The organism is Iodidimonas sp. SYSU 1G8 (assembly GCF_039655775.1).
GTDB lineage: Bacteria > Pseudomonadota > Alphaproteobacteria > SMXS01 > SMXS01 > RI-34.
In genome coordinates this window covers 1470001-1490884 of the sequence record NZ_JBBYXJ010000001.1, presented here as the reverse complement: position 1 = coordinate 1490884, position 20884 = coordinate 1470001, and the positions used below count along the sequence as shown (strand labels likewise).

At 63.3% G+C, this 20884-nt stretch carries 17 protein-coding genes (1 of these 17 cut by a window edge); 8 read left to right on the top strand and 9 right to left on the bottom strand.

The window, feature by feature from the left end:
* Nucleotides 1–367: 367 nt before the first annotated feature.
* Together WJU17_RS07120 and WJU17_RS07115 are read left to right on the top strand one after the other, a co-directional pair.
* Nucleotides 368–1846, top strand: a complete 1479-nt coding sequence (locus WJU17_RS07120) for a hypothetical protein (RefSeq protein WP_346326636.1) — start codon at nt 368–370, stop codon at nt 1844–1846.
* A 473-nt stretch (nt 1847–2319) separates the two neighbouring features.
* Complete coding sequence (locus tag WJU17_RS07115; RefSeq protein ID WP_346326635.1) at nt 2320–7362, top strand: hypothetical protein; 5043 nt, start codon at nt 2320–2322, stop codon at nt 7360–7362.
* Between the two features lie 147 nt (nt 7363–7509).
* On the opposite strand, the gene WJU17_RS07110 is transcribed toward WJU17_RS07115, so the two are convergent.
* From WJU17_RS07110 to WJU17_RS07095, 4 genes are all read right to left on the bottom strand, one after another.
* Entirely contained in the window at nt 7510–8262 is a 753-nt protein-coding gene (locus tag WJU17_RS07110; RefSeq protein ID WP_346326634.1) for a proteasome-type protease, read from the bottom strand.
* Nucleotides 8263–8333: 71 nt separating this feature from the next.
* On the bottom strand, nt 8334–9170 hold the full coding sequence (locus tag WJU17_RS07105; RefSeq protein ID WP_346326633.1) for a transglutaminase family protein: 837 nt from the start codon (nt 9168–9170) through the stop codon (nt 8334–8336).
* A gap of 3 nt (nt 9171–9173) precedes the next feature.
* Nucleotides 9174–10121 (bottom strand): alpha-E domain-containing protein, encoded by a 948-nt coding sequence (locus WJU17_RS07100; RefSeq protein ID WP_346326632.1) that lies wholly within the window; start codon nt 10119–10121, stop codon nt 9174–9176.
* A 10-nt stretch (nt 10122–10131) separates the two neighbouring features.
* On the bottom strand, nt 10132–11550 hold the full coding sequence (locus WJU17_RS07095; RefSeq protein ID WP_346326631.1) for a circularly permuted type 2 ATP-grasp protein: 1419 nt from the start codon (nt 11548–11550) through the stop codon (nt 10132–10134).
* A 293-nt stretch (nt 11551–11843) separates the two neighbouring features.
* On the opposite strand from WJU17_RS07095, the gene WJU17_RS07090 reads away from it, so the two are divergent.
* From WJU17_RS07090 to WJU17_RS07080, 3 genes are read left to right on the top strand one after another with little or no spacing between them, the layout of a single operon-like run.
* The gene (locus WJU17_RS07090) at nt 11844–13079 is read left to right on the top strand and encodes a glycosyltransferase family 87 protein (RefSeq protein ID WP_346326630.1); all 1236 of its coding nucleotides are present in this window, start codon (nt 11844–11846) and stop codon (nt 13077–13079) included.
* A complete protein-coding gene (locus WJU17_RS07085; protein WP_346326629.1) occupies nt 13063–14010 on the top strand; it encodes a glycosyltransferase family 2 protein in 948 nt (315 codons plus the stop codon). Before WJU17_RS07090 ends, WJU17_RS07085 begins: the two co-directional genes overlap by 17 nt.
* 1 nt (nt 14011) lies before the next feature.
* Complete coding sequence (locus WJU17_RS07080) at nt 14012–14428, top strand: GtrA family protein (RefSeq protein WP_346326628.1); 417 nt, start codon at nt 14012–14014, stop codon at nt 14426–14428.
* Here WJU17_RS07080 and WJU17_RS07075 read toward each other — a convergent pair.
* Together WJU17_RS07075 and WJU17_RS07070 are read right to left on the bottom strand one after the other, a co-directional pair.
* The gene (locus WJU17_RS07075; protein WP_346326627.1) at nt 14415–15254 is read right to left on the bottom strand and encodes an enoyl-CoA hydratase-related protein; all 840 of its coding nucleotides are present in this window, start codon (nt 15252–15254) and stop codon (nt 14415–14417) included. The two genes, WJU17_RS07080 and WJU17_RS07075, sit on opposite strands and share 14 nt — an antisense overlap.
* An 18-nt stretch (nt 15255–15272) precedes the next feature.
* Nucleotides 15273–16055: a VOC family protein gene (locus WJU17_RS07070; protein ID WP_346326626.1), complete on the bottom strand. Its 783-nt coding sequence runs from the start codon at nt 16053–16055 to the stop codon at nt 15273–15275.
* A gap of 141 nt (nt 16056–16196) precedes the next feature.
* Between WJU17_RS07070 and WJU17_RS07065 the strand changes: the two genes are divergently transcribed.
* On the top strand, nt 16197–16643 hold the full coding sequence (locus WJU17_RS07065) for a hypothetical protein (RefSeq protein ID WP_346326625.1): 447 nt from the start codon (nt 16197–16199) through the stop codon (nt 16641–16643).
* A gap of 57 nt (nt 16644–16700) precedes the next feature.
* Here the strand turns inward: WJU17_RS07065 and WJU17_RS07060 are convergent, their stop codons facing one another.
* Genes WJU17_RS07060 through WJU17_RS07050 form a run of 3 tightly spaced genes read right to left on the bottom strand, consistent with a single transcriptional unit; the run spans nt 16701 to nt 19546 of the window.
* Nucleotides 16701–17627 (bottom strand): ketopantoate reductase family protein, encoded by a 927-nt coding sequence (locus WJU17_RS07060; RefSeq protein ID WP_346326624.1) that lies wholly within the window; start codon nt 17625–17627, stop codon nt 16701–16703.
* Nucleotides 17628–17637: 10 nt separating this feature from the next.
* Nucleotides 17638–18753 (bottom strand): S-(hydroxymethyl)glutathione dehydrogenase/class III alcohol dehydrogenase, encoded by a 1116-nt coding sequence (locus WJU17_RS07055; RefSeq protein WP_346326623.1) that lies wholly within the window; start codon nt 18751–18753, stop codon nt 17638–17640.
* A gap of 16 nt (nt 18754–18769) precedes the next feature.
* Nucleotides 18770–19546: a DUF1499 domain-containing protein gene (locus WJU17_RS07050; protein WP_346326622.1), complete on the bottom strand. Its 777-nt coding sequence runs from the start codon at nt 19544–19546 to the stop codon at nt 18770–18772.
* Nucleotides 19547–19701: 155 nt separating this feature from the next.
* Here WJU17_RS07050 and WJU17_RS07045 point away from each other — a divergent pair, with 155 nt between their 5' ends.
* Together WJU17_RS07045 and WJU17_RS07040 are read left to right on the top strand one after the other, a co-directional pair.
* Complete coding sequence (locus tag WJU17_RS07045) at nt 19702–20133, top strand: CBS domain-containing protein (RefSeq protein ID WP_346326621.1); 432 nt, start codon at nt 19702–19704, stop codon at nt 20131–20133.
* 116 nt (nt 20134–20249) lie between these two features.
* A protein-coding gene (locus WJU17_RS07040; protein ID WP_346326620.1) for a glutathione binding-like protein crosses the window boundary here: on the top strand, nt 20250–20884 show its 5' portion. The gene runs 28 nt beyond the window's last position; only the first 635 of its 663 coding nucleotides appear in the window; it begins with the start codon at nt 20250–20252; the stop codon falls past the right edge of the window.

Sequence of the window (20884 nt, the reverse complement as noted above, 5' to 3'; positions counted from 1 at the left end):
CAGGGTCGCGCCAATCGGGCCGGACGCAAAGCAAAAACGCGGACTGTCACTGGGCCTCGCGGGGCCCGACGGACTTAACATTTCTTAACGTGCGCTTGATGCGGTTCGCCCATATCACAGTAATCGGGGTCTACAGTCTGAGAAGAGATGGGCAAGATTGCCAAATATCAGAGTTGTTTGTTCAATGTTATAAATCTCCATTTCTTTGATTTATTGATAAATTTTGAGCAAGTTTTGATAAAATTCAAAGCTTTCATGGGCGTCTGGCCGACCGCCCGCGATCGCGATGCCTCGAAAGAGGTTGGGCCGGCAAGGGGCGACGGGTGGCATTCCGTCGTCCTTTCCACTGGAATGCCGGAGGGGTGTCATGAAGTTAGGTGAGTTTCTCGTCGCGCGCCGCATCGTCAGCCAGGAGCAGGTCGACCGGGCGCTCGACATGCAGCGGGATCTGGGCGGCCAGCTGGGCGAGCATCTTCTCGCCCTGGGCGCGCTGAGCGCCGACCAGCTCCAGACCGCGCTGGAGTATTTCCCGCAGCCGCCGCGCACCCTCGAGGATACCGGGCTGAGCGCGAGTTTCCTGCTCAGCCATGCGCTCAAGCTGATCAACGCTCTGGGCCTGGAAACGGTGCGGGACCTGGCCGACGCCATCAAGCTGCCGGCGCTGCTCTGCGGTCAGTTGCTGGACATCATGCGCGAGCGCGGGCTGACCCAGGTGCTGGGCGCCGCCGGCGGCGACTTTTCGGGCGCCAACAGCACCGATGTGCGCAACACCCTGACGGCGAAGGGCCGGCAATGGGCGGCCGAGGCCATGGAGCAATGCCAGTATGTCGGCCCCGCGCCCGTGCCGCTGGACGAATGGGTCCGGCAGGTCCGAAAGCAGTCCATTCTCGCGGAATCCATCAATCGCGACATCCTGCAGCGCAACCTGTCCCACATGGTGCTGCCCGACGGGTTTCTCGACGAGATCGGGCCGGCCGTGAATTCGGGCCGCTCCATGCTGGTCTATGGCCCGCCCGGGAATGGCAAGACGACCATGGCGGAAGGCATCGGCCAGGCCTTCGCCAGCGTGGTCTTCATTCCCTACGCGCTGGAGATCGATGGCCAGCTGATCAAGATGTTCGACACCACGCTGCACAAGCGTGCCTCCGACGAGGAGGAAGCCGACGCGCCGCGCGCCCTCATCCGGCGCCGCACGGAAACCCTCGACGAGCGTTGGGTGCCGTCCAAGCGTCCCGTGATCGTGGTCGGCGGCGAACTGACGCTCGACATGCTGGAGATGTCGTTCAACGAAGCCTCGAATTTCTATGAGGCGCCGCTGCACATGAAGGCGACCAACGGCGTGCTGCTGATCGACGATTTCGGCCGGCAGCGCGTCGAACCCAAGGACCTGCTGAACCGCTGGATCGTGCCGCTGGAAAAGCGTGTCGATTACCTGACCATGCGCACCGGTCAGACGTTCCAGATTCCCTTCGACGAACTGTTGGTGTTCTCGACCAATCTGATCCCCGAAAATCTCATGGACGACGCCTTCCTGCGCCGGATTCCCTACAAGATCGAGATCAACCATCCCTCGCGCCAGATGTTCGAGGATATTTTCAAGCTGGTATGCCGGGCCTACAAGGTGGCGCTGCCCGACGACCTGATTCCCTATATCTACGACATCTATTATGCCCGGAACGGCAAGCCGCTGGCGGCGCATCATCCCAAGTTCATCGTCGAGCGCGTGCAGGACATGTGCCGGTACCTCAACGTGCCGACGGAGCTGAAACGGGAATACGTGCTTTATGCCCTGCGCAACCTGTCGTCCAACTCCGAAGACGCCCGCCGGCTCGCCGCCGCCGCGTAAGAGGTCCTCCCGCCGGTCCTTGGTTCCGGCGCCCCTGTTCCATCGCTGATCTTCATCGGTGGAACAGGGGTTGGAGGAGGGCCGACTCGACAGGGCGAGGACCCGTTGCGCCGTTGGTCACAGGTCACTCAGAGACCGGGCGGCCGGCGCCTCTTCTGTCCCTGTTCACATTTTCGGCATGTCAAGGACGTGCCGGACTCGTATCGACCGTTGAAAACCGCGGCGCGATAAGGGCTGGAGGGCGCTGTTCTTGCAGCTAATGTCATTGGAACGACATGGTTTTCCCCTGAACCGGCCATACTTCTGGGCTAGACGCCCTTGGGTTAATCGGGTAATTTCCTGCCATCGTAATGCCTATCGACTGCGTATACCGTCATTCAACGGAGACGCACTGAGGGCGACGCCAATTGGCGTTTCTAAGGGGGCTCCGTCGGCGCCAGGCCGGCGAGCGTTACGCATAGAGGGGGAACCTAATGCTTAAGTTGCGTGTACTCACGACCGTGAGCGCGGTGGCGCTCGCCACGGCTGCCGGCATGTCTGGCGCGAAGGCGAACAATCTGGTCATCGACCTGACTAATCCGTCCCTGACAATCACTGCCGGTTCGAGTGCGCTTCCGACCGAAGTGGGGCAGATCAACAGTGCTGGCGAATTCACCGGCGATGTCTCGGATATTGTGATTGGCTTGCCCACAGATCGTGGCCAGAGCCATAACCTCGGCGGCGGAACAAACAATCTCATCGATAGCGAGAACGAGATTTTCGCTATCGCTACGGGCAACACTAAGCTCTCTGTTGTAGATTTTTACGCCGCTACCAACGGCGGCATTCCTGGCGACAATGGCGCCGCTACGCTCGGCGTGTTGCAGCTCAATAGTGACAGCTCTGATATTGTCGCGTCCGTTGAGCTAGGCGACATCCAGATCGATGTCATCGATCTTGGTGCTGGCAGCTCTGTCGAAGTCGATGGCAACGCCATCACCGCCGACGGCAAGGGAAACAACGCGAACAGTTCAATCGCGGGCGACGTGAACTTCCTGCAGAACAGCACGGAAGTCGGTCAGGCCACCATCTCGACGGCTGTTCCCTTGCTGACGGCTGGCGCGACGGCTCTGGTCGGTTCCGCTCAGTTCAACACCGGCGCGCCCGCCATGGACGCGACGATCACCGACTCCCGCATTGGTCTTCTGGCCCGGGTCGATGCCGAGGCCGCCATTGTCAATGTGCCGCTCGTCGTCACCGACAACACCATCGCGGCGACCTTCACTGGTAACGACGCCGTCTCGGGCGTTGCGCTCACGGCTGGCGGTGCGATTACGCTGGTCGGCACGGCTGGCGCGATCAACATCCAGGGCAATGACGGCGACTTCTCGATTGATGCGCTGGTCCAGGATGTGGTCATCGAAGCCGGTGACACGCAGAACTATCTCGCCGACGAATACATCGCCACACTGACGGGCAGCTCGCTGACCTTCGAAGGCAACGAAATCACTGCGGCGGCGACGAGCAACCAGGCGACCAATTCAGTCAACCTGGCCGCAGGCCTCAGCCAGGATGGCGTGGCCAGCTCGCGTCTGAACAATGTCGATTTCTCCGGCGTCGATGAAAGCAACGTCAATGGCGACCTGTTCATCGCCAATGCCCAGTTCAGCGCTGTTGGCGTAACGGCGGACATCGATCAGGGTGACTTCAATGTCCTGGTGCGTGATTCCTACAACTCGTCCGTGAGCGCGAGCGACAACATCGCCAGCGCGTCGGCCACGGGTTCCGGCGTCAGCAACGAAATCCTCGTCGCCAACACCACCGATTTCGACTCGCTGGTCGCCATCAATTCGCTCCAGTATACCGAAGGCACGCAGAGCGCCAGCAACGACACCTTGTTCACCGTCACCGTCGCCGAGTTCGGCGGTATCGGTCAGGTGATTAACAGCGATGTCACCGTCGACGGCAATGAAGCCTCGGCGCTGGCGACCGGCAACAGCCACTCCTCGAAGATCGACATCACTGGCACGAGCGTGGATGGCGCAGGCGCGCTGATTCTCAATCCGATCCTGGTCAATCGCGTTGCCCAGACCGGCAGCGTATCCGCCGACATCAGCATCCTGAACGCCCAGGTGCTCGACGGTGGCAGCGCTGTCGCGGACGTGCTGGCGTCGATCGACGTCAATCTTGCTGACGACTCGTTCATCACCTCGAACCTCAGCGTCTCCGACAACGAGTTCACGGCCCGTGCAATCGGCAACCTCTCGACCGAAGCATCCATCGCCATTGAAGCGACCACCATCGCGGCCTCGGTCGCGATCCTGAGCTCGCAGACGGTTGAGGACGGCACCCAGTTGACGGCGTCCATCGCGCCGCAGACGGGTCTGCCCGCTTTCATCGACGTCGATGTGGGCGAGAATGGCCCGGCCAATGTCGACGAAGCTGCCGTCGCTGTTGATAACAATACCTTCGACGCGCGCGTCTGGGGCAACCTGGCTGATGCAACGACAAACTCGATCCTGGTTGACGGTGTCGACGTCAGCGATGGACAGCTGTTCCAGTCTGCCGCTTCCGTGCAGCGCGGCGCTGGCGTGCCGTTCACCGCGCTCGACTCGGGCTTCGCGCTGGTCAACGATCAGTCGGTCGAAGACCTCGAAGGGGCGATCGTGACGGCGTCCGCCACGGGCGACCTGATCAACCTGACGGTTGGCTCGGTTGTTGGCTCAATCGTGAACAGCGACTTCAGCGCCAGCGACAACAGCGCCACCACCAGCGCCACGCTTAACCAGGCGACCAACAAGATCACGGTAAATGCCACGACCCTCGAGGCATCCAGCGGTCTGGTCAACGTTCAGACGCTCGCCGATGAGGACAATAACGGCTCCTCGGCCCAGATGGCGGTCAGCCAGAATGGTCTTGCGATCACGATCGATCTGATCTCCGGCGACGACGCCATCAGCGACGTCTCGGCGACGGCAAGCGACAACAGCATGCTGGCATCGGCGCGTATCAACCAGGCGACCAACACCGTTGCCGTCACGGCGCAGACGCAGAACATCGTCGGTGTCATCGACAGCGCCACGGTGAATGGTACGGACAGCGCCACCCTCTCGACCACGGGCACTCATGCTCAGGGCGAATCTCTGCTGGTGAACGAACAAGCCTTCGAGAGCTTGGGCACCGGCGGAGTCGCGGTCAGCATCTTCGACGCCGACATCACCATTAACGTCGCCATCGATGATGATGACCTCGAACGGAGCGACATCGACGCGGATAACAACAGCATCACCGCGCTCGCCGCTGGCAACGATGCCACGAATACCCTGACCCTTAATGTCGGCAGCTTCGATCTCAGCGACGCCGATATCACTGGCGCCGCGGCTACCAACGGTCCGATCGCGACCATCGCGTCCAATCAGTATGGTCTGTCGAACCAGACCAGCGGTGGTTTCTCCACGATCATCGACGATGCCACCATCGCGGTCGATGTTAACCGGAACGACACGACCGATCTCGTGGCCAGCAACTTGAGCGTTGACGGTAACGCGGTCCGTGCCATCTCCCGTGCGAACAATGTCTCCAACACGCTGACGTCTTCTGGCACCACCGTCGCCAATTCGGCGCCGCAGGACCAGCTGACCACCGTGGATGGCGATGAAATTATCGTCGATCAGACCGCGTTCACTGTCGCGTCCCGTCAGGTCAACTCGGTCGACGTGTCGTCCACCATTATCGGTACGGCGATCTCGGTCGAGGCGGGTTCGGTCTTCGGCGGTGCGCTTGACGACGAGATCATTGGGTCGAGCTTGACCGCCAACAGCAACGTGGTCGTGGCCGAGGCCCGCGGTAACGACGCTGTCAACTCGATGGCGCTGAACTACACCCAGAACGAAGCTTCCGCTGTCGTCGCTAACCTGCAGCTCGCCGATGCGCCTGTGACCTACAGCGCGTCGAACAACGGGACCTTCATCACTGTCCTGACCGACTCGGAGAACGTCGAGAACGGCTCCTTCACTGCCAGCGGCAACGCGGTGGCCTCACTCGCCTCCGCCAACCGTGCGACCAACGTGCTGAACAGCGGCGGTACCAACGTCGAGTTCCGCAACGGTGACAACCTCACCGTCTACGATCCCGCCGGTGGTCCCGATGTCGGTACCGATGCGTCTCTCTCCGTCGTCAACGTCCAGGGCAATCTCGATACCCCGGTTGCGGTCAACGCCGAAGTCAACGGCACGCTGATCGGCGCGATCGTCGCCGGTGACGTGACCAGCGGTTCCGTCAGCGCCGACAACAACCTGATCTTGGCCCAGGCCGCGCAGCACAACGCAACCAACACCCTGAACATCACGGCGTCGGCCAACATCAACTCGAATCCGGTTGATGACCGTACACCGGGTGCCTCTGTAGTTTCGCTGCAGTCCATCGGTGATGGCAGCGTGACCGATGCGAGCGTATTCCTGGCCGGTATTACCGCCATTGCGGACGACACCCGCAGCGACGGCAGTGTGGCTCTCAGCGCCGTAGGCAATGACATCATGGCGACCGCCATCGGTGCCACCGCCAACAACATGCTTCGTGCTACGGCCGAGGCATCGATCTCGGCGAACGCGCCTTACAGCCAGGCTTTGGGCGGCACTGACCCGACCGAAATTCAGGCTGGTTTCTCGGTGCTGAACGCACAGCTCGCCGACAATGCAAGCTTCACGGCTTCGATTGCCGGTGCGGCGATCGTCGCTGGCGGACTTGAAGATTACTCCTTCGACGCCGTCACGGTCAGCGACAACGTGGTTCAGGCCGAAGCGCGGGGCCTGCTCGCGACCAATGCTCTGGTGCTGACTGCTGGGTCGTCCAGCGATGCGACTGGTGTCGTGGCCAACCTGCAGGTCCAGACCAGCAGTGAAATTCTCGCCGACGTCACTGGTGTTGCCATCCTGACCGGCAACATCGACGAAGGCGCGGAAAACAGCGCACTGATCGTGGGCGGCAACGCAGTCAACGCAATCGCCACGGCGAACCGCGCAACCAACGTTCTGCTCTCTTCGGCAGGCGCCACGTTGCAGGAGAGCTCGGGTGCAGGCTCGGTCATCGATCCCACGGCCTCTTCGCCGGTAACTGTGACGGGGACCGACTATGCGGTGCTGAACGTGCAGAGCACCGACGGCAATACGGTGTCGGCTGACATCAGCTTGGTCGGTATCGGCATTGACGGCCTGCAAGACACCACTGGCGTGAACAACAGTGCGCTCAGCGTCGAAGGCAACCAGGTACAGGCGACCGCGATCGGCAACGAAGCGATCAACAATCTGGTGCTCAACACCGGCACCTTCCAGCATCCTTCGGCGGGTATCTCCAACCTGCAGACCAACAACGGCACGACCGTCAGCGCCTCGGTCGATGGCGTGGCTATCGGGATCGGCGGCGTGGCCACTATCAATGCCGCCAGCAACAACAGCAGCTTGACCGTTCGCGGCAACTCGGTTGGTGCAACGGCGATCGGCAACAGCGCGACCAACGTGCTTCGCAGCGGCACCGACTGATCGCCGTAAATATCGCCAAGTCTCGGCGGGCCGGAACCTCAGGTTCCGGCCCGTTTTCTTTTGGGGCGGACAGTGCGGTGGACAAGGAAAAGCCGGCTGTGGACCACAGCCGGCTCGGATCCGCCTGAAATAAAATGCCGCGTGAGATCAGACGTCGAAGGACGTCTGGCGCCAGTCCGGCTCTGGCAGGTCGACATAGGCGTTGTGCAGCGCGTTCGACCACATGTGGCGGATGGTATGGAAATAGGGTTCATCCTCCCGGATGATCCTGTTCATCGCCAGGGTCAGCGCATCCCGCTCGTAAACCACCAGATTGAGCGGCGCGCCGACGGACGTATTCGACCGCAGCGTCGAATCCATGGAAATCAGCGCCAGCTTCATCGCGCCGGTCAGCGGGGTGTTGTGATTCAGCACGCGGTCGAGAATCGGCTTGCCGTATTTCGTTTCCCCGACCTGGAAATAGGGCGTCTCGACGGTCGCTTCGATGAAGTTTCCGGCGGAATAGATCTGGAACAGGCGGAGTCCCCGGCCCTTGATCTGCCCGCCCAGGATCAGCGAAACGTTGAAGCCGCGCGATTCGGCTTCCAGCGCCTCGCCGTACATCTTGCGGGCCTGACCGACGGCGTCGCCGACGAGCTGGGCGACGCGAAACATGGAGGTGGCGTTCAACAGTGTCTCGGCCGACTCGCCGCCTTCGGCGATCCGCTCCTTCAGCAGATTGACGACCGTCTGGCTGATCGACAGGTTTCCCGCCGTCATCAGTGTGATCACCCGTTCGCCGGGCACTTCCCACACAAACATCTTCCGAAAGGTGGAAATGTGGTCCATGCCCGCATTGGTACGGGAATCCGAAAGCATCACCAGACCCGATGACAGCAACATGCCGACGCAATAGGTCACGCGGCTTCTCCTTCAGCTTGATATGTCATCCGGCGACTATGACGTGGCATGGGAGGCCCCGCAATGCAGGCCTAACTCTGGACCTGGGCCGTGGCGTCGGAATCGGCGGCATCCAGCACGGCGACGCGCATGGCGAGGACCTCGCCGCCGCCGCCACTCCGGATGCCGCGGACGGGCGCTGCGTCCCGGTAGTCGCGGCCACAGGCGATCCGGATATAACGGTCGTCCGGAGAGATGCCATTGGCCGGGTCGAATCCGACCCAGCCCAAATGAGGTACGAGCGTTTCGGCCCACGCATGGCTCGAATCCCGCGCGTGTCCGTCCAACGTGTCGCACAGATAGCCGCTGACATAGCGCGTCGGCAGACCGGCCAGCCGGGCGCAGGCGGCAAAGATATGGGCATGGTCCTGGTAGAATCCGGCCCCGGCAAGGAACGCTTCCGCCGCCGTCATGGCGACGTCCGTTTCGCCGCGGAGGTAATCCACCCGGTCCCGGATCGCGGCCATCAGAACATGCAGGTAGCCGATCAGCCCCGAGCTGTCCGGCCGGCCCAGTGATTCGACGAAACGCGCCATGTCCTCGTCGGCCCGGGTCAGCGCCGTTGGCTGCAGCAGGAACAGCGAGGCGTCCGGCCGTTCCGCGCTGGGGAGCACGCCGCTCGTGTCGCTCGTCGATACCGTGCCATGAACGGTGAGCCGCAACGCCTCGTGCTCGCTGTTCATCACCAGCGTATGCACGATATTGCCGAACCCGTCATACCATTGGGTCAACCGTTCCGGGGCGTCGATCTGCCAGTACCTGACGGTCTGCCCTTCATTGGACGGGGGCGTCAGCCGGATGTACTGGATGGAATGGCGGCTCGGAAGGCTGTAGCGGTATTCTGTCGTGTGCTCGACGTGCAGATCCATGGGTTACCGGGCTAGAAGGAAGTTGTCGGCGATTTCGACGCCTAGTTTGGCATTACGCTCGACATAATCCGTCAGGTATTCATGCAGGCCAACGTCGAATATGTGTTCGATCTTGCCGAATCGCAATTTGGCGTGCGCCTCGCCGGCCATGCGGTGGCACTCGTGCCGCTTGCCATAGGCGATTCCCAGGGCATCAAGATGCGCCACGATCTCGCTCTGGCAGTGATGCAGCGAGCGCGGCATGGCATCGACCAGAATCAGCAGCTGCGCCACCAGCGAGGGCACCACTTCCGATCCGAACACCCGGCGATAGTTTCGCAGGGCCGACACCGAGCGAAGCAGCGCGGTCCACTGATAGTAGTCCAGTGCGCCACCGACCTGCTCGCCCTTGGGCAGAAGGATATGGAATTTCACGTCCAGGATGCGGGCGGTGTTGTCGCCTCGCTCAAGAAAGGTCCCCAGGCGCGCGAAGTGAAACGAATCGTCCTGCAGCATGGTGCCGACGGTAACGCCCCGGAACAGGCTGGAGCGTTCCTTGACCCAGTCGTAGAACTGCTGCGCCCCGCGACTCTGCAGCCGGGTCTGGGTCATGTCGCGAATCTCGAACCAGGTGGTGTTCACCGCCTCCCACACCTCGGTCGGCACCGCATGGCGTATCGCCCGGCAGTTCTCGCGTGCCGCCTTGAGGCAGGAATAGATGCTCGAGGCGTTATCCCGGTCCAGCGCCATGTAATAGACGGCGTTGGTTTCGTTCGGCGTGCCGTAATTCTCGGCGAAATCCGCCTCGCCGCCCGAGATGGTGATGGCCGACTGCCATTCCGTCCGATGCTCGCCCGTCAGGGACGGCAACAACGACATGCGGTGCGCCACGTCGAGGATGCGGGCGTTGTTTTCGGCCCGCTCGATATAGCGGCCCATCCAGTAAAGATTGTCTGCGGTCCTGCTCAGCATGAATCCGGTCTCACCCCTCCAGAACCCAGGTATCCTTGGTGCCGCCGCCCTGGCTGGAATTCACCACCAGCGAGCCTTCGGGCAGGGCGACTCGCGTCAGCCCGCCGGGCACCATCCGCACCTGATCGCCCGACAGCACGAAGGGCCGCAGATCAACGTGGCGCGGCGCGATGCCGCTTTCGACGAAGGTGGGGCAGGTGCTCAGCGCCAGCGTCGGTTGGGCGATGTAGCCATCCGGGTTCGCCTTGATGCGTTTGGCGAATTCCTCGCACTGCTCCTTGGTGGAGGTCGGACCGATCAGCATGCCGTAGCCGCCGGAGCCGTGTACTTCCTTGACCACCAGCTCGGGCAGGTGCTCCAGAACGTATTTCCGGTCGCTCTCGTCGCGGCAGCTATAGGTCGGCACGTTGTTCAGGATCGGCTCTTCGCCCAGATAGAACCGGATGATTTCGGGCATGTAGGTATAGATCGACTTGTCATCCGAAATTCCTGTGCCCACGGCATTGGCGATGTTCACATTGCCGGCGCGGTAGGCGCTCATCAGGCCGGGGACGCCCAGCGCCGAATCTGGACGAAAGGCGAGGGGGTCGAGGAAATCGTCATCCAGCCGGCGGTAGAGCACATCGACCCGCTTCGGGCCCGCGGGCGTGCGCATGTAGACGTGGGCATTCTCGACGAACAGGTCCTGACCTTCGACCAGTTCCACGCCCATCCCCTCGGCGAGGAAGGCATGTTCGAAATAGGCGCTGTTGTAGATTCCCGGCGTCAGCACCGCGATGGTGGGATCCGACGCATAGGCGGGCGCGACGCTCGCCAAGGTGCGCAACAGCTCCGTGGCGTAATTGTCCACGGGCGCGATGCGCTGGCTGGCGAAAAGCTCGGGGAACAGCCGCATCATCACTTCGCGGTTTTCCAGCATGTACGCCACGCCCGACGGCGTCCGGGCATTGTCTTCCAGCACGTAGAACTCGTTCTCGCCCGTGCGCACCATGTCGATGCCCACGATATGGGCGTAGATGTCCCGGGGAACGTCCAGGTTGCGCATTTCGGGCCGGAACTGGTCGTTGCGCAGCACCTGGGCGGCGGGCACCTTGCCGGCCCGCAGGATTTCCTGGTCGTGATAGATATCGTGGATGAACGCGTTGATGCCCTTCACCCGTTGGATGGCGCCGGCCGACAGGCGCTGCCATTCATCGGCGCCGAAGACGCGGGGTATGATGTCGAAGGGAATCAGCCGTTCGGGATCGCCGCCTTCCGTATAAACCGAGAATGTGATGCCCAGTCGGCGGAAGATCGTGTCCGCTTCCAGGCGCTTGAGGTCAAGCCGGTCGAGCGCTGCTTCACGCAGCCATTTATCGACATTGCGGTAGATGGAACGTACCGATCCGTCGGTAAGCGCCATTTCGTCAAAAGCTGCCGGTTTGTTCATGCGAGTATGTCGGTCACCTGTAGTCAGCCCCATTGTCGAGTGCCGTACCCAATATAGGAAGCAAGCTCCGTGCCAGTGGCGAAAGCCCGCGAATCCGGCGGCGTGGAAGCCGGCCCCTGCACCCATTGTGACGCATGATTGGTCAGAAAGATCAAGCATTAGGCGGATGATTGCCCCACGCCGTGTCAAGCCGGCTGCTTGTGCGCGCGGGTCAATGCGCTAGACTGACCTGCGCCGGCATCGATCGGTAAGATAGGGCGATGGGGGCGACGGCCAAGCATGTTGAAAGACCGATGAGCCTTCATGGGCTGCGTTCCGGCGCCTGGCTGACCCGCGGTCGCCTGACCGCGTATCCTTTCATCTTCCTGGTGCTTGGCATGGCGGGCGTGATCTGGGCCGCGCTGTCGGACAATGGCGTCCTGACGCCCGATGGACTGCCGCTGGGTGCCGACTTCATCAATGTCTACGCGACCTCTTACCTGGTCCTTCAGGGAAGTCCCGAGATCGCCTATGATCCGGTCCGCCACAATGCGGTGGAACATGCGCTGATCGATTTCGACCCGGGCGCCTATTTCGGCTGGCATTATCCTCCGATGGCGCTCTTCCTCGTGGCCCCGCTGGCCCTTCTGCCATTCATGGGCGCCCTGTTCGTCTGGCTGGGCGTGACCTTCCTGGGGTACCTGGCGGTTCTTCGGGCCACCGTGCCGAAGGATCTGCCGGTCGGGCCGGCCGTGCTGGCGCTGGTCGGCTTCACCGGCGTGTTCATCAACGTCATCAACGGCCAGAACGGATTTCTCACCACCGGGCTGCTGGGAGCGGCCTTCCTGGCGCTGGCGCGGGGGCGGCCCTGGCTCGCGGGCGTGCTCATCGCCTGCCTGCTGTACAAACCCCAGTTCGGCGTTCTCATTCCTCTGGCGCTGCTGGCCGGCGGTTACTGGCGCAGTGTCATTGCTGCCAGCGCGGCGGGGCTGATCCTCATCGCCGCCTCCTATCTGGTGTTCGGCGCGGAGACCTGGCAGGCGTTCCTGGGCAGCACGACCTTCACCCGGGACGTGGTGCTGGAGGCCGGAGGCACGGGCTGGCATCGGATACAGTCCATCTTCTCCATGGTGCGCATGGCGGGCGGCGGCATCGAGGTCGCCTATGCGGCGCAGATGATCGTGTTGCTCGGGCTCGCGCTGCTCGTCGTGGTCGTCTGGCGGCGGCCGTCGGCGCCGTTCGAGGTCAAGGCCGCGCTCCTTGCCGCCGGCTCGCTTCTCGCGACACCCTACGTCCTCGACTATGATTTGATCGTGCTGGCTCTCGTTCTGGCCTGGGTGACGGCGGACGGGCTCAAGCGTGGCTTCCTTCCATGGGAGAAATCCTTTCTGGCGCTCATCTGGCTCTGGCCGCTGCTGTCGCGCATGCTTGCCCAGGCGGCTCAGATCCAGTTCTCTCCCCTTATCCTCGGCATTCTCGTCTGGATGCTCTACCGCCGCGCCGGCCCCTTGCCATCTGTTACGAGTGACCTGAATGTCCGACCTGCCTGAACCGCGTATCGCCGTACTCGTGCCCTGTTACAATGAGGGCGTGTCGATTGGCGCGGTGGTGCGCGATTTCCGCGCAGCGTTGCCCCAGGCGCGGATTTTCATCTATGACAACAATTCCACCGACGACACGGTCGCGGTGGCCCGTGCCGCTGGCGCCATCGTCCGGCGCGAGCCGCTGCAGGGGAAGGGCAACGTGGTGCGCCGCATGTTCGGCGACATCGAGGCCGACATCTACGTGCTGGTCGATGGCGACGACACCTATGACGCGGCGAGCGCGCCGCGCCTCGTTGCCGAATTGCTCGACGACAGGCTCGACATGGTCGTGGGTGCCCGGGTGGCCGAGGCCAAGGCGGCCTATCGCCCCGGCCATCGCCTGGGCAATGTCGTCCTGACGCGCCTGGTGGGCCTGATCTTCGGTAACCGGTTCCGCGACATGCTTTCGGGCTACCGGGTGTTCTCCCGCCGCTTCGTGAAGTCGTTTCCGGCCTTGTCCCACGGTTTCGAGATCGAGACCGAACTCAACGTCCACGCGCTGGAGCTGCGGATGAACATCCGCGAGGTCGACACGCCCTACAGAGAGCGGCCCGAGGGTTCGTTCAGCAAGCTCAGCACGTTCCGCGATGGCTGGCGCATCCTGCGCATGATCGTCAACCTGATGAAGGAAGAGCGGCCGCGCGAATTCTTCGGCCTTGGCTTCCTCCTCCTGTTCCTGACGTCGCTGGGCTTCGGCGTGCCGGTGATCGCGGAGTTCATGGAGACCGGACTTGTTCGCCGCTTCCCGACAGCCTTGCTGGCGACGGGCCTGATGCTGCTCGCCTTCCTCAGCCTTACGTCCGGGATGATTCTGGATACGGTCACCACCGCCCGGCGCGAGGTGAAGCGTCTCGCGTATCTCAGCCAGATCGCGCCCGGCCGGCCGGACGAGGGCTGACATGCCGCCGCGCCGGCTGGTTGGTCAATTCCTTCGCTTCGGCGTGGTCGGGACGCTGGGCTTTGCCGTGGACTCAGGTGTTCTCTACGTGCTGCTGCAGGAAACGGCGGCGGGTCCTTGGCTGGGCCGCATCCTTTCGTTTCTGTGCGCGGCCAGCGTGACCTGGGCGCTCAACCGCAGCTTCACCTTCGCCGATGCGTCTCCCGCCAAGATCCATCGGCAATGGGCGCTGTTCGTGGGGTTCATGATGCTGGGCGGCGCCATCAATTACGGCGTCTACGCCCTGGTCCTGGCGGGCGGTGGGGCGACTGGCCTGCGGCCACTGCTGGCGGTCGCCTGCGGCTCGATTGCCGGGCTCGCCGTGAACTTCACGACGAGCCGGCTCTTCGTCTTCCGTGATGGTGTCAGTCGATCTTGACGCGGCCGAACTGGGGCGGACGCTGTTCCAGATAGGCGTTGACGCCTTCCTTGAAATCGTCCCGCGCGGTGCTCTCGGCGATCCACTGGGTGGTCTCGGCGACGGCCTCGCCCAACGGCATGGCGAGATGGCGATAGACCTGACGCTTCATCATCATCAGCGAGTAGGGCGCCGCCTTCGCGGCCAGTTCCTCGATGTAGGCGCGGGCTTGGGCGGCGACATCGCCCGCCGGAAACACCTTGTCGACCAGGCCCATCTCCTTGGCCTCGTCGCCCTTGATCTTGCGCGAGGTCCAGAGCAGGTCCAGCGTCTTCGACACGCCGATGATGCGCGGCAGAATCCAGCTGACGCCATATTCGGCGACCAGGCCGCGCTGCGAGAACGACGCCGTGACCACGGCTTCCTGGCCCATGAAGCGAAGATCGCATAGCATGGCGAGCACGAAGCCGAGGCCCGCGCACGGGCCGTTGATGGCGGCGATGATCGGCTTGCGCACGGCCATCAGATAGGAATGGCCCTTCAGGAAGTCCTCGCCCATGGCCGGATCGCCCGGCTGCGCGTCGAGGCCGTAATCCTCGTCGACCCGCTTGCCGGTGCCGCCCGCCGCGCCCAGCGCCGAGAGCGCCTGCATGTCCATGCCGGCGCAGAAGCCGCGTCCTTCGCCGGTCAGCACGATGCCGACCACGTTGTCGTCCTTCTCGGCCTCGCCGATGGCGTGCTTCATTTCCGCCAGCATGCGCCGGGTCAGCGCATTGAGCCGGTCGGGACGGTTGAAGCGGACTTCGGCCACCGGGCCGTTCACGCTGTAGAGGATTTCCTGGTACATGAAGTCTTTCCTTGCCTGTTAAGCCGTCAAAAGGGCGAAGCGGACGCCGCCGATCAGCGCCTGATTGGGGGATACGAGCCGGCCGCGCCGCGAGGCCTCGCGCCGCGCGCTGTCAGGGTCGTTCAGAAGAATGTCGATACCGGCCAGTCCTTCGCCCCGCTCGTCGCGGCACTCCGTGAACCTGAGCGATCCAAGGCCGAGGCTGATCGTCCAGAGCCCGTCACCGGCCATGGGTTGGGCGGCGAGGATGCGTCCCCAGCGCGCGGCGAGGGTTTCCGGATCGGCGGACTGAATTTCCACGGCCGCGATGCCGGCCGAAATTTCAGTGCGCTTCGAGGCCCGCCAATGGTCGCCCGCGGGATGCCACGGGCCGTCAGGCCGCTCGAAATCCGGCGCCCAGTCCACTTCCAGGAACGAGCCGCCCGTGTCCTGGGGATGAAGCTGCACGCCGTCATAATCGTGATAGTCGATGTCGAGAACGGTGCGGATGCCCAGCGCGGCGATCCGCGCATCCCGCGCCGCCGGGTCGGCGCATTGCAGGATCACCATGTAGCCGCCGTCGCCGCCGCGCCGCTCCAGATAGCGTTCTGCCGCGGTGCCCGCCCGGGTCGGCGCGACGACTTCCAGGAACTGGTCGCCGACGGGCACGACGATATTCTCGAGGCCGAACTTGGCGACCGCAGGATCCCTGTATGCGACCTGCACGCCGAAGATGGCGGTCAGATCCTGCTCGGCCGCATGCAGGTCCCGGGCAACCAGTGCGATCTGCCGCAATTTCAGGCGATTGTCCGGTTGGCTCATGCCGCTCCCCCTTTGTCGGCGCGATGCTAATGAATCGTCAGCCGTCCGGCCAGTCTCGAAAAATGGTGGATTGCTGCGGTATTCGGGAACCGCACGGCGCATGCGGCGTTCGTTGTCTCGAACAGATCGGGAGTGACGAACATGATGGGACGGATTGGTTTGATGGTGGCGGCCGGGCTCGCCCTGACGGCATGTGCGTCGAGTTCGCTCTACGGACCCGCGCGTGGGCCGGGCGATTCCGGCTATATCGACCAGCGCGTCGACCCGGCGCGTTACGTGGTGACCTTCCAAGGCAACGCGTCGATGGATCCGTCGCTGGTCTATGAATACGCCCTGCTGCGCGCCGCCGAGGTGACGTTGGACAGCGATTATGGCTGGTTCTACATCGTCAGCCGCGATCAGGCGGGCGCGCCGCCGCGCGGCAATCCGCGCCGGCACAGCCGCTATGGCGACTATGACCGCTATTACGACAGTGGTCGGTATGCCATTTCGCTGGAAATCGTCATGGGCTATGGCCGCCGCCCGCCGAAGGATCCGAACGCGTTCGACGCGCGGGATCTGGAGCGCGATCTCCGGCACCTGAAGTAATCTTCGGACGCGAACGGCCGGTGGCGAATGTCCACCGGCCGTTGCTTCTTTCTGAGATCAGGGCCGGGCGGTTCCGCCCGCATGCAGCTTGAGCGCGGCTGCGATGAAAGCATGTGTTGGGGTCGGCACGCCGAGTTCGCCGCCCATCTTCGCCACCGTGGCGCTCAGCCAGGGCAACTCCATCTTCTTGCCGCGTTCCAGATCAACCAGCATGGATGATTTGGTGTCGTACGGCGCCGCGCGGACCGTCTTCTGTACGCGGTCGGCGGCCTTTTCGTGCAGCGGCACACCCTGCGCGCGCCCGACCGCGACCGCCTCGGCCACGGCCGCATCGACCATGGCTGACAGTTCAGGGTCCGAGAGAATGGGGCCGATGGGCATGCGGGTGAGGGCGGTCATGCCGCTCATGACCGTCAGCGGAATGAACTTCTCCCACATGGTCGTCAGGACCTTGTCGCTGAAATCCACGTCGATCCCCGCATCGGCGCAGGTCGTGGCGAAGGCCTTGCCCCGCTCGCTCAGCGTGCCGTCCACCTCGCCGAAGACGATACGCTGGAACTGGCCCATGTGATGGATCAGACCCGGCGCTTCTAGGTGCGAGATGATGTAGGTGGAACCGGCCAGCACCCTGTCGCGGCCCAGCACGTCGCCGATCAGGTCTGCGCCGCTCACGCCGTTCTGCACCGTCACCACGAAGGTTTCCGGACCCATCACGGGCTTCAGGCTCTCGGCGGCTTCGGTCGTGTCGTAGAGCTTGGTCGTGAACAGGACGACATCGACCGGCCCGATCGTCGCCGGATCGTCCGTCGCCTTGGCCGGATTGACGGTCATCTCGCCCGTATCCGTCGTCACCCGCAGGCCATTCGCGCGGATTGCGTCGAGATGGGCGCCGCGCGCGATGAAGGTGACATCGTTGCCCGCCAGCGCCAGCTTGGCGCCAAAATAGCCACCGACGCCGCCCGATCCCATGATGGCGATTTTCATCTCGTTCTCCTCAGCTGTAGGTCAGCACGCCGCGAATGGATTCGCCGCGATGCATCAGGTCGAAGCCCTCGTTGATCTGTTCGAAAGGCAGTGTGTGGGTGATCAGATCGTCGATGTTGATCTTGCCGTCCATGTACCAGTCGACGATCTTCGGCACGTCCGTGCGGCCCTTGGCGCCGCCGAAGGCGCTGCCGCGCCAGACCCGGCCGGTGACCAGCTGGAACGGCCGCGTGGCGATTTCCTGTCCCGCGCCGGCGACGCCGATGATGATGCTCTCGCCCCAGCCCTTGTGGCAGCATTCCAGTGCCTGGCGCATCACGTTGACGTTGCCGATGCACTCGAAGCTGTAGTCGGCGCCGCCCTTGGTCAGATTGACCAGATAGGGAACCAGATCGCCCTCGACCTCATTCGGGTTGACGAAGTGGGTCATGCCGAACTTTTCGCCGATGGCCTTGCGCGCCGGATTGAGGTCGACGCCGACGATCATGTTCGCGCCGACCATGCGGGCGCCCTGAATGACGTTGAGGCCGATGCCGCCCAGCCCGAACACCACCACGTTCGATCCCGGTTTGACCTTCGCGGTGTTGATCACCGCGCCGATCCCGGTGGTCACGCCGCAGCCGATGTAGCAGATCTTGTCGAACGGCGCGTCCTCGCGGACCTTGGCGAGGGCAATCTCCGGCAGCACGGTGTGATTGGCGAAGGTCGAGGTGCCCATGTAGTGATGGATGATCTTGTCCTTGCCCAGCGAGAACCGGCTGGTGCCGTCCGGCATGACGCCGCGTCCCTGGGTTTCCCGGATCGACTGACACAGATTGGTCTTGCCCGAGGTGCAGTACTCGCACTGGCGGCATTCCGGCGTATAGAGGGGAATGACGTGGTCGCCCTTCTTCAGGCTGATGACGCCCGGCCCCACATCGACGACGATGCCCGCGCCTTCATGGCCCAGAATGGCGGGGAACAGACCTTCCGGATCGGCGCCGGACAGGGTGAAGGCGTCCGTATGACAGATGCCGGTCGCCTTCATCTCCACCAGCACTTCGCCGGCGCGCGGACCGTCCAGTTCGACGGTCTCGATGCTCAGGGGTTTGCCTGCCTGCCACGCCACTGCGGCCTTCGTCTTCATCGGTTTCTCCGGATGTTCAAGGTAGATGGCTTTTCAGATGCGCCACAAAGGCCTCGATCCGGCAGGCGTTCCGGCCCAGATCCCGGGTCCCCTCGCGGGACGCCGAACGGATGTCGAGCACGGTATAGCCCGCGGTATTGAGGCGGACGCGGATGACGATGTCGTCATGGAACCCGAATATGGTCGCCCTGTCGACCGCTTCCAGGCGTCCTTCGGTCCTCGCCGTTGCCGCGATCGACCATCCCAGCGCGCGGGCGGTATCCTGCGCGGCCTTGAAGACCTGCCGTAGCGACCTGTCGAAGACGAGTGTTCCGATCTCCGGATAGGCCGCGGAAATCGACATACCCGACCGCGGATCTCGCGCCTGGTAGCGCGAGTAGCTGTGCCGTTCGTAATGGATCGTGCGTAGCGCGACGAATTCAGGTGGGTCGCGGGGCGAGGTGACGACGTCATGGATCGCGGGTGTCTGCCACGCCGGGACGATGGACCAATAGAGCACGGCGGTGACGGCCGCGGCGCCGAACAGGGCGGTCGCGGCGGCATTGAGCGCGCCCGAGCTGCGGCCGGGGCGGATCAGGATCAGGAACAGCGCGACGAGCGCGGCAGTCAGCGCGGCGGCGGCGGCGATGCCACCGGCATGGAAAATGTCGATCGCGGTATCCGCCCGGGTCAGCCCCAGCCGGTAGGAAACCGGCCCGCCGCCAAGAAGGATCGCGGATATCACGGCCAGCCAGCCGGCGACGGGCACGGCCTTCGACACCGGCAAAGGCTCCCGTCCTGATGGCTGCATCATCGACCTCCGCTTTCCTGGCGGACCATTCTATCCGCTCCGCCGCATCGCGGTAGCCGAAGTTTGCCGCGCGGCGCTCCGGCTTTTTGCGGGTCCTTGCGCTCCCTGTCCGGGAGGTTCACTATGATCCTCCACGCAGCAACACGGGGAATGCGGCGATGAAAGTCGAAGCTGTTCTTCAGGGTAAAGGTCGCGAGGTCATCACCGTCGCCTCTACCATGACGGTCGCGGACGCAGTGGACATGATTCACCGGCACCGGATCGGCGCGGTCGTGGTCACGGGCACGGACAGCGGCGCTCTTGGCATTTTTTCCGAGCGCGATCTGGTTCGCGGCATCGCGGAGATCGGATCGCGGGTGCTGGATTTGCCGGTTGGCGAAATCATGACCATGGTGATTCACAGTTGTTCCCGCGCGCATTCGGTGTCGGAAGTCATGGAGATGATGACCCGCCGGCGGATCAGGCACATTCCGGTGATCGAGGACGGACAGTTGCTCGGGATCGTCAGCATCGGCGACGCGGTGAAGGCGCGAATCGCCGAAGCCGAGCTCGAGGCATCGGCGCTGAAGGAATACATCACCGCCGGCTGACGGCCCGCCCGGTCGCGGCGCACGCCATTCGTGCGGCTGTGCACGGCGTTGGCGCTCGCCATGTCGGTATTTCGCCGTATCCTTCGTCTTCCTGAAAACAGCGGAAGGCGACTCCCATGATCGATCTCTATAGCGCGTCGACGCCCAATGGCTGGAAGGCGTCCATCATGCTCGAGGAGCTCGGGCTGCCTTACGAGCTGAAGCGCGTCGACCTCGGCAAGGCCGAACAGAAAACCCCCGAATTCCTGAAGATCAATCCCAATGGCCGGATCCCCGCCATTGTCGATCGCGACGCCGGCGACTTCCCTGTCTTCGAATCCGGCGCGATCATGCTGTATCTGGCGGAAAAGACCGGAAAGCTCATCCCGAGCGATGCAAAGGGCCGTTCGCTGGTCATCCAGTGGCTGATGTTCCAGATGGGCGGCGTCGGTCCGATGCAGGGTCAGGCCCATGTCTTCCTGCATTCGGCGCCCGAGACGATTCCCTACGCCATAGAGCGTTACCAGAACGAGACTCGCCGTCTCTATGGGGTGCTGGATACGCGGCTGGCCGACAATGCCTATCTGGCCGGTGACTTTTCCCTTGCCGACATCGCCAACTGGACCTGGATCTGGTTTCACGGCTTTGCCGGGATCGCGCTCGAGGATTTTCCGAATCTCAAGCGCTGGTTCGATGAACTCGAGGCGCGCCCCGGCTTCCAGCGCGGCATGGCGGTCACGCCGGTGGCGCCCGAAGTGGTCGCCCGAATGAC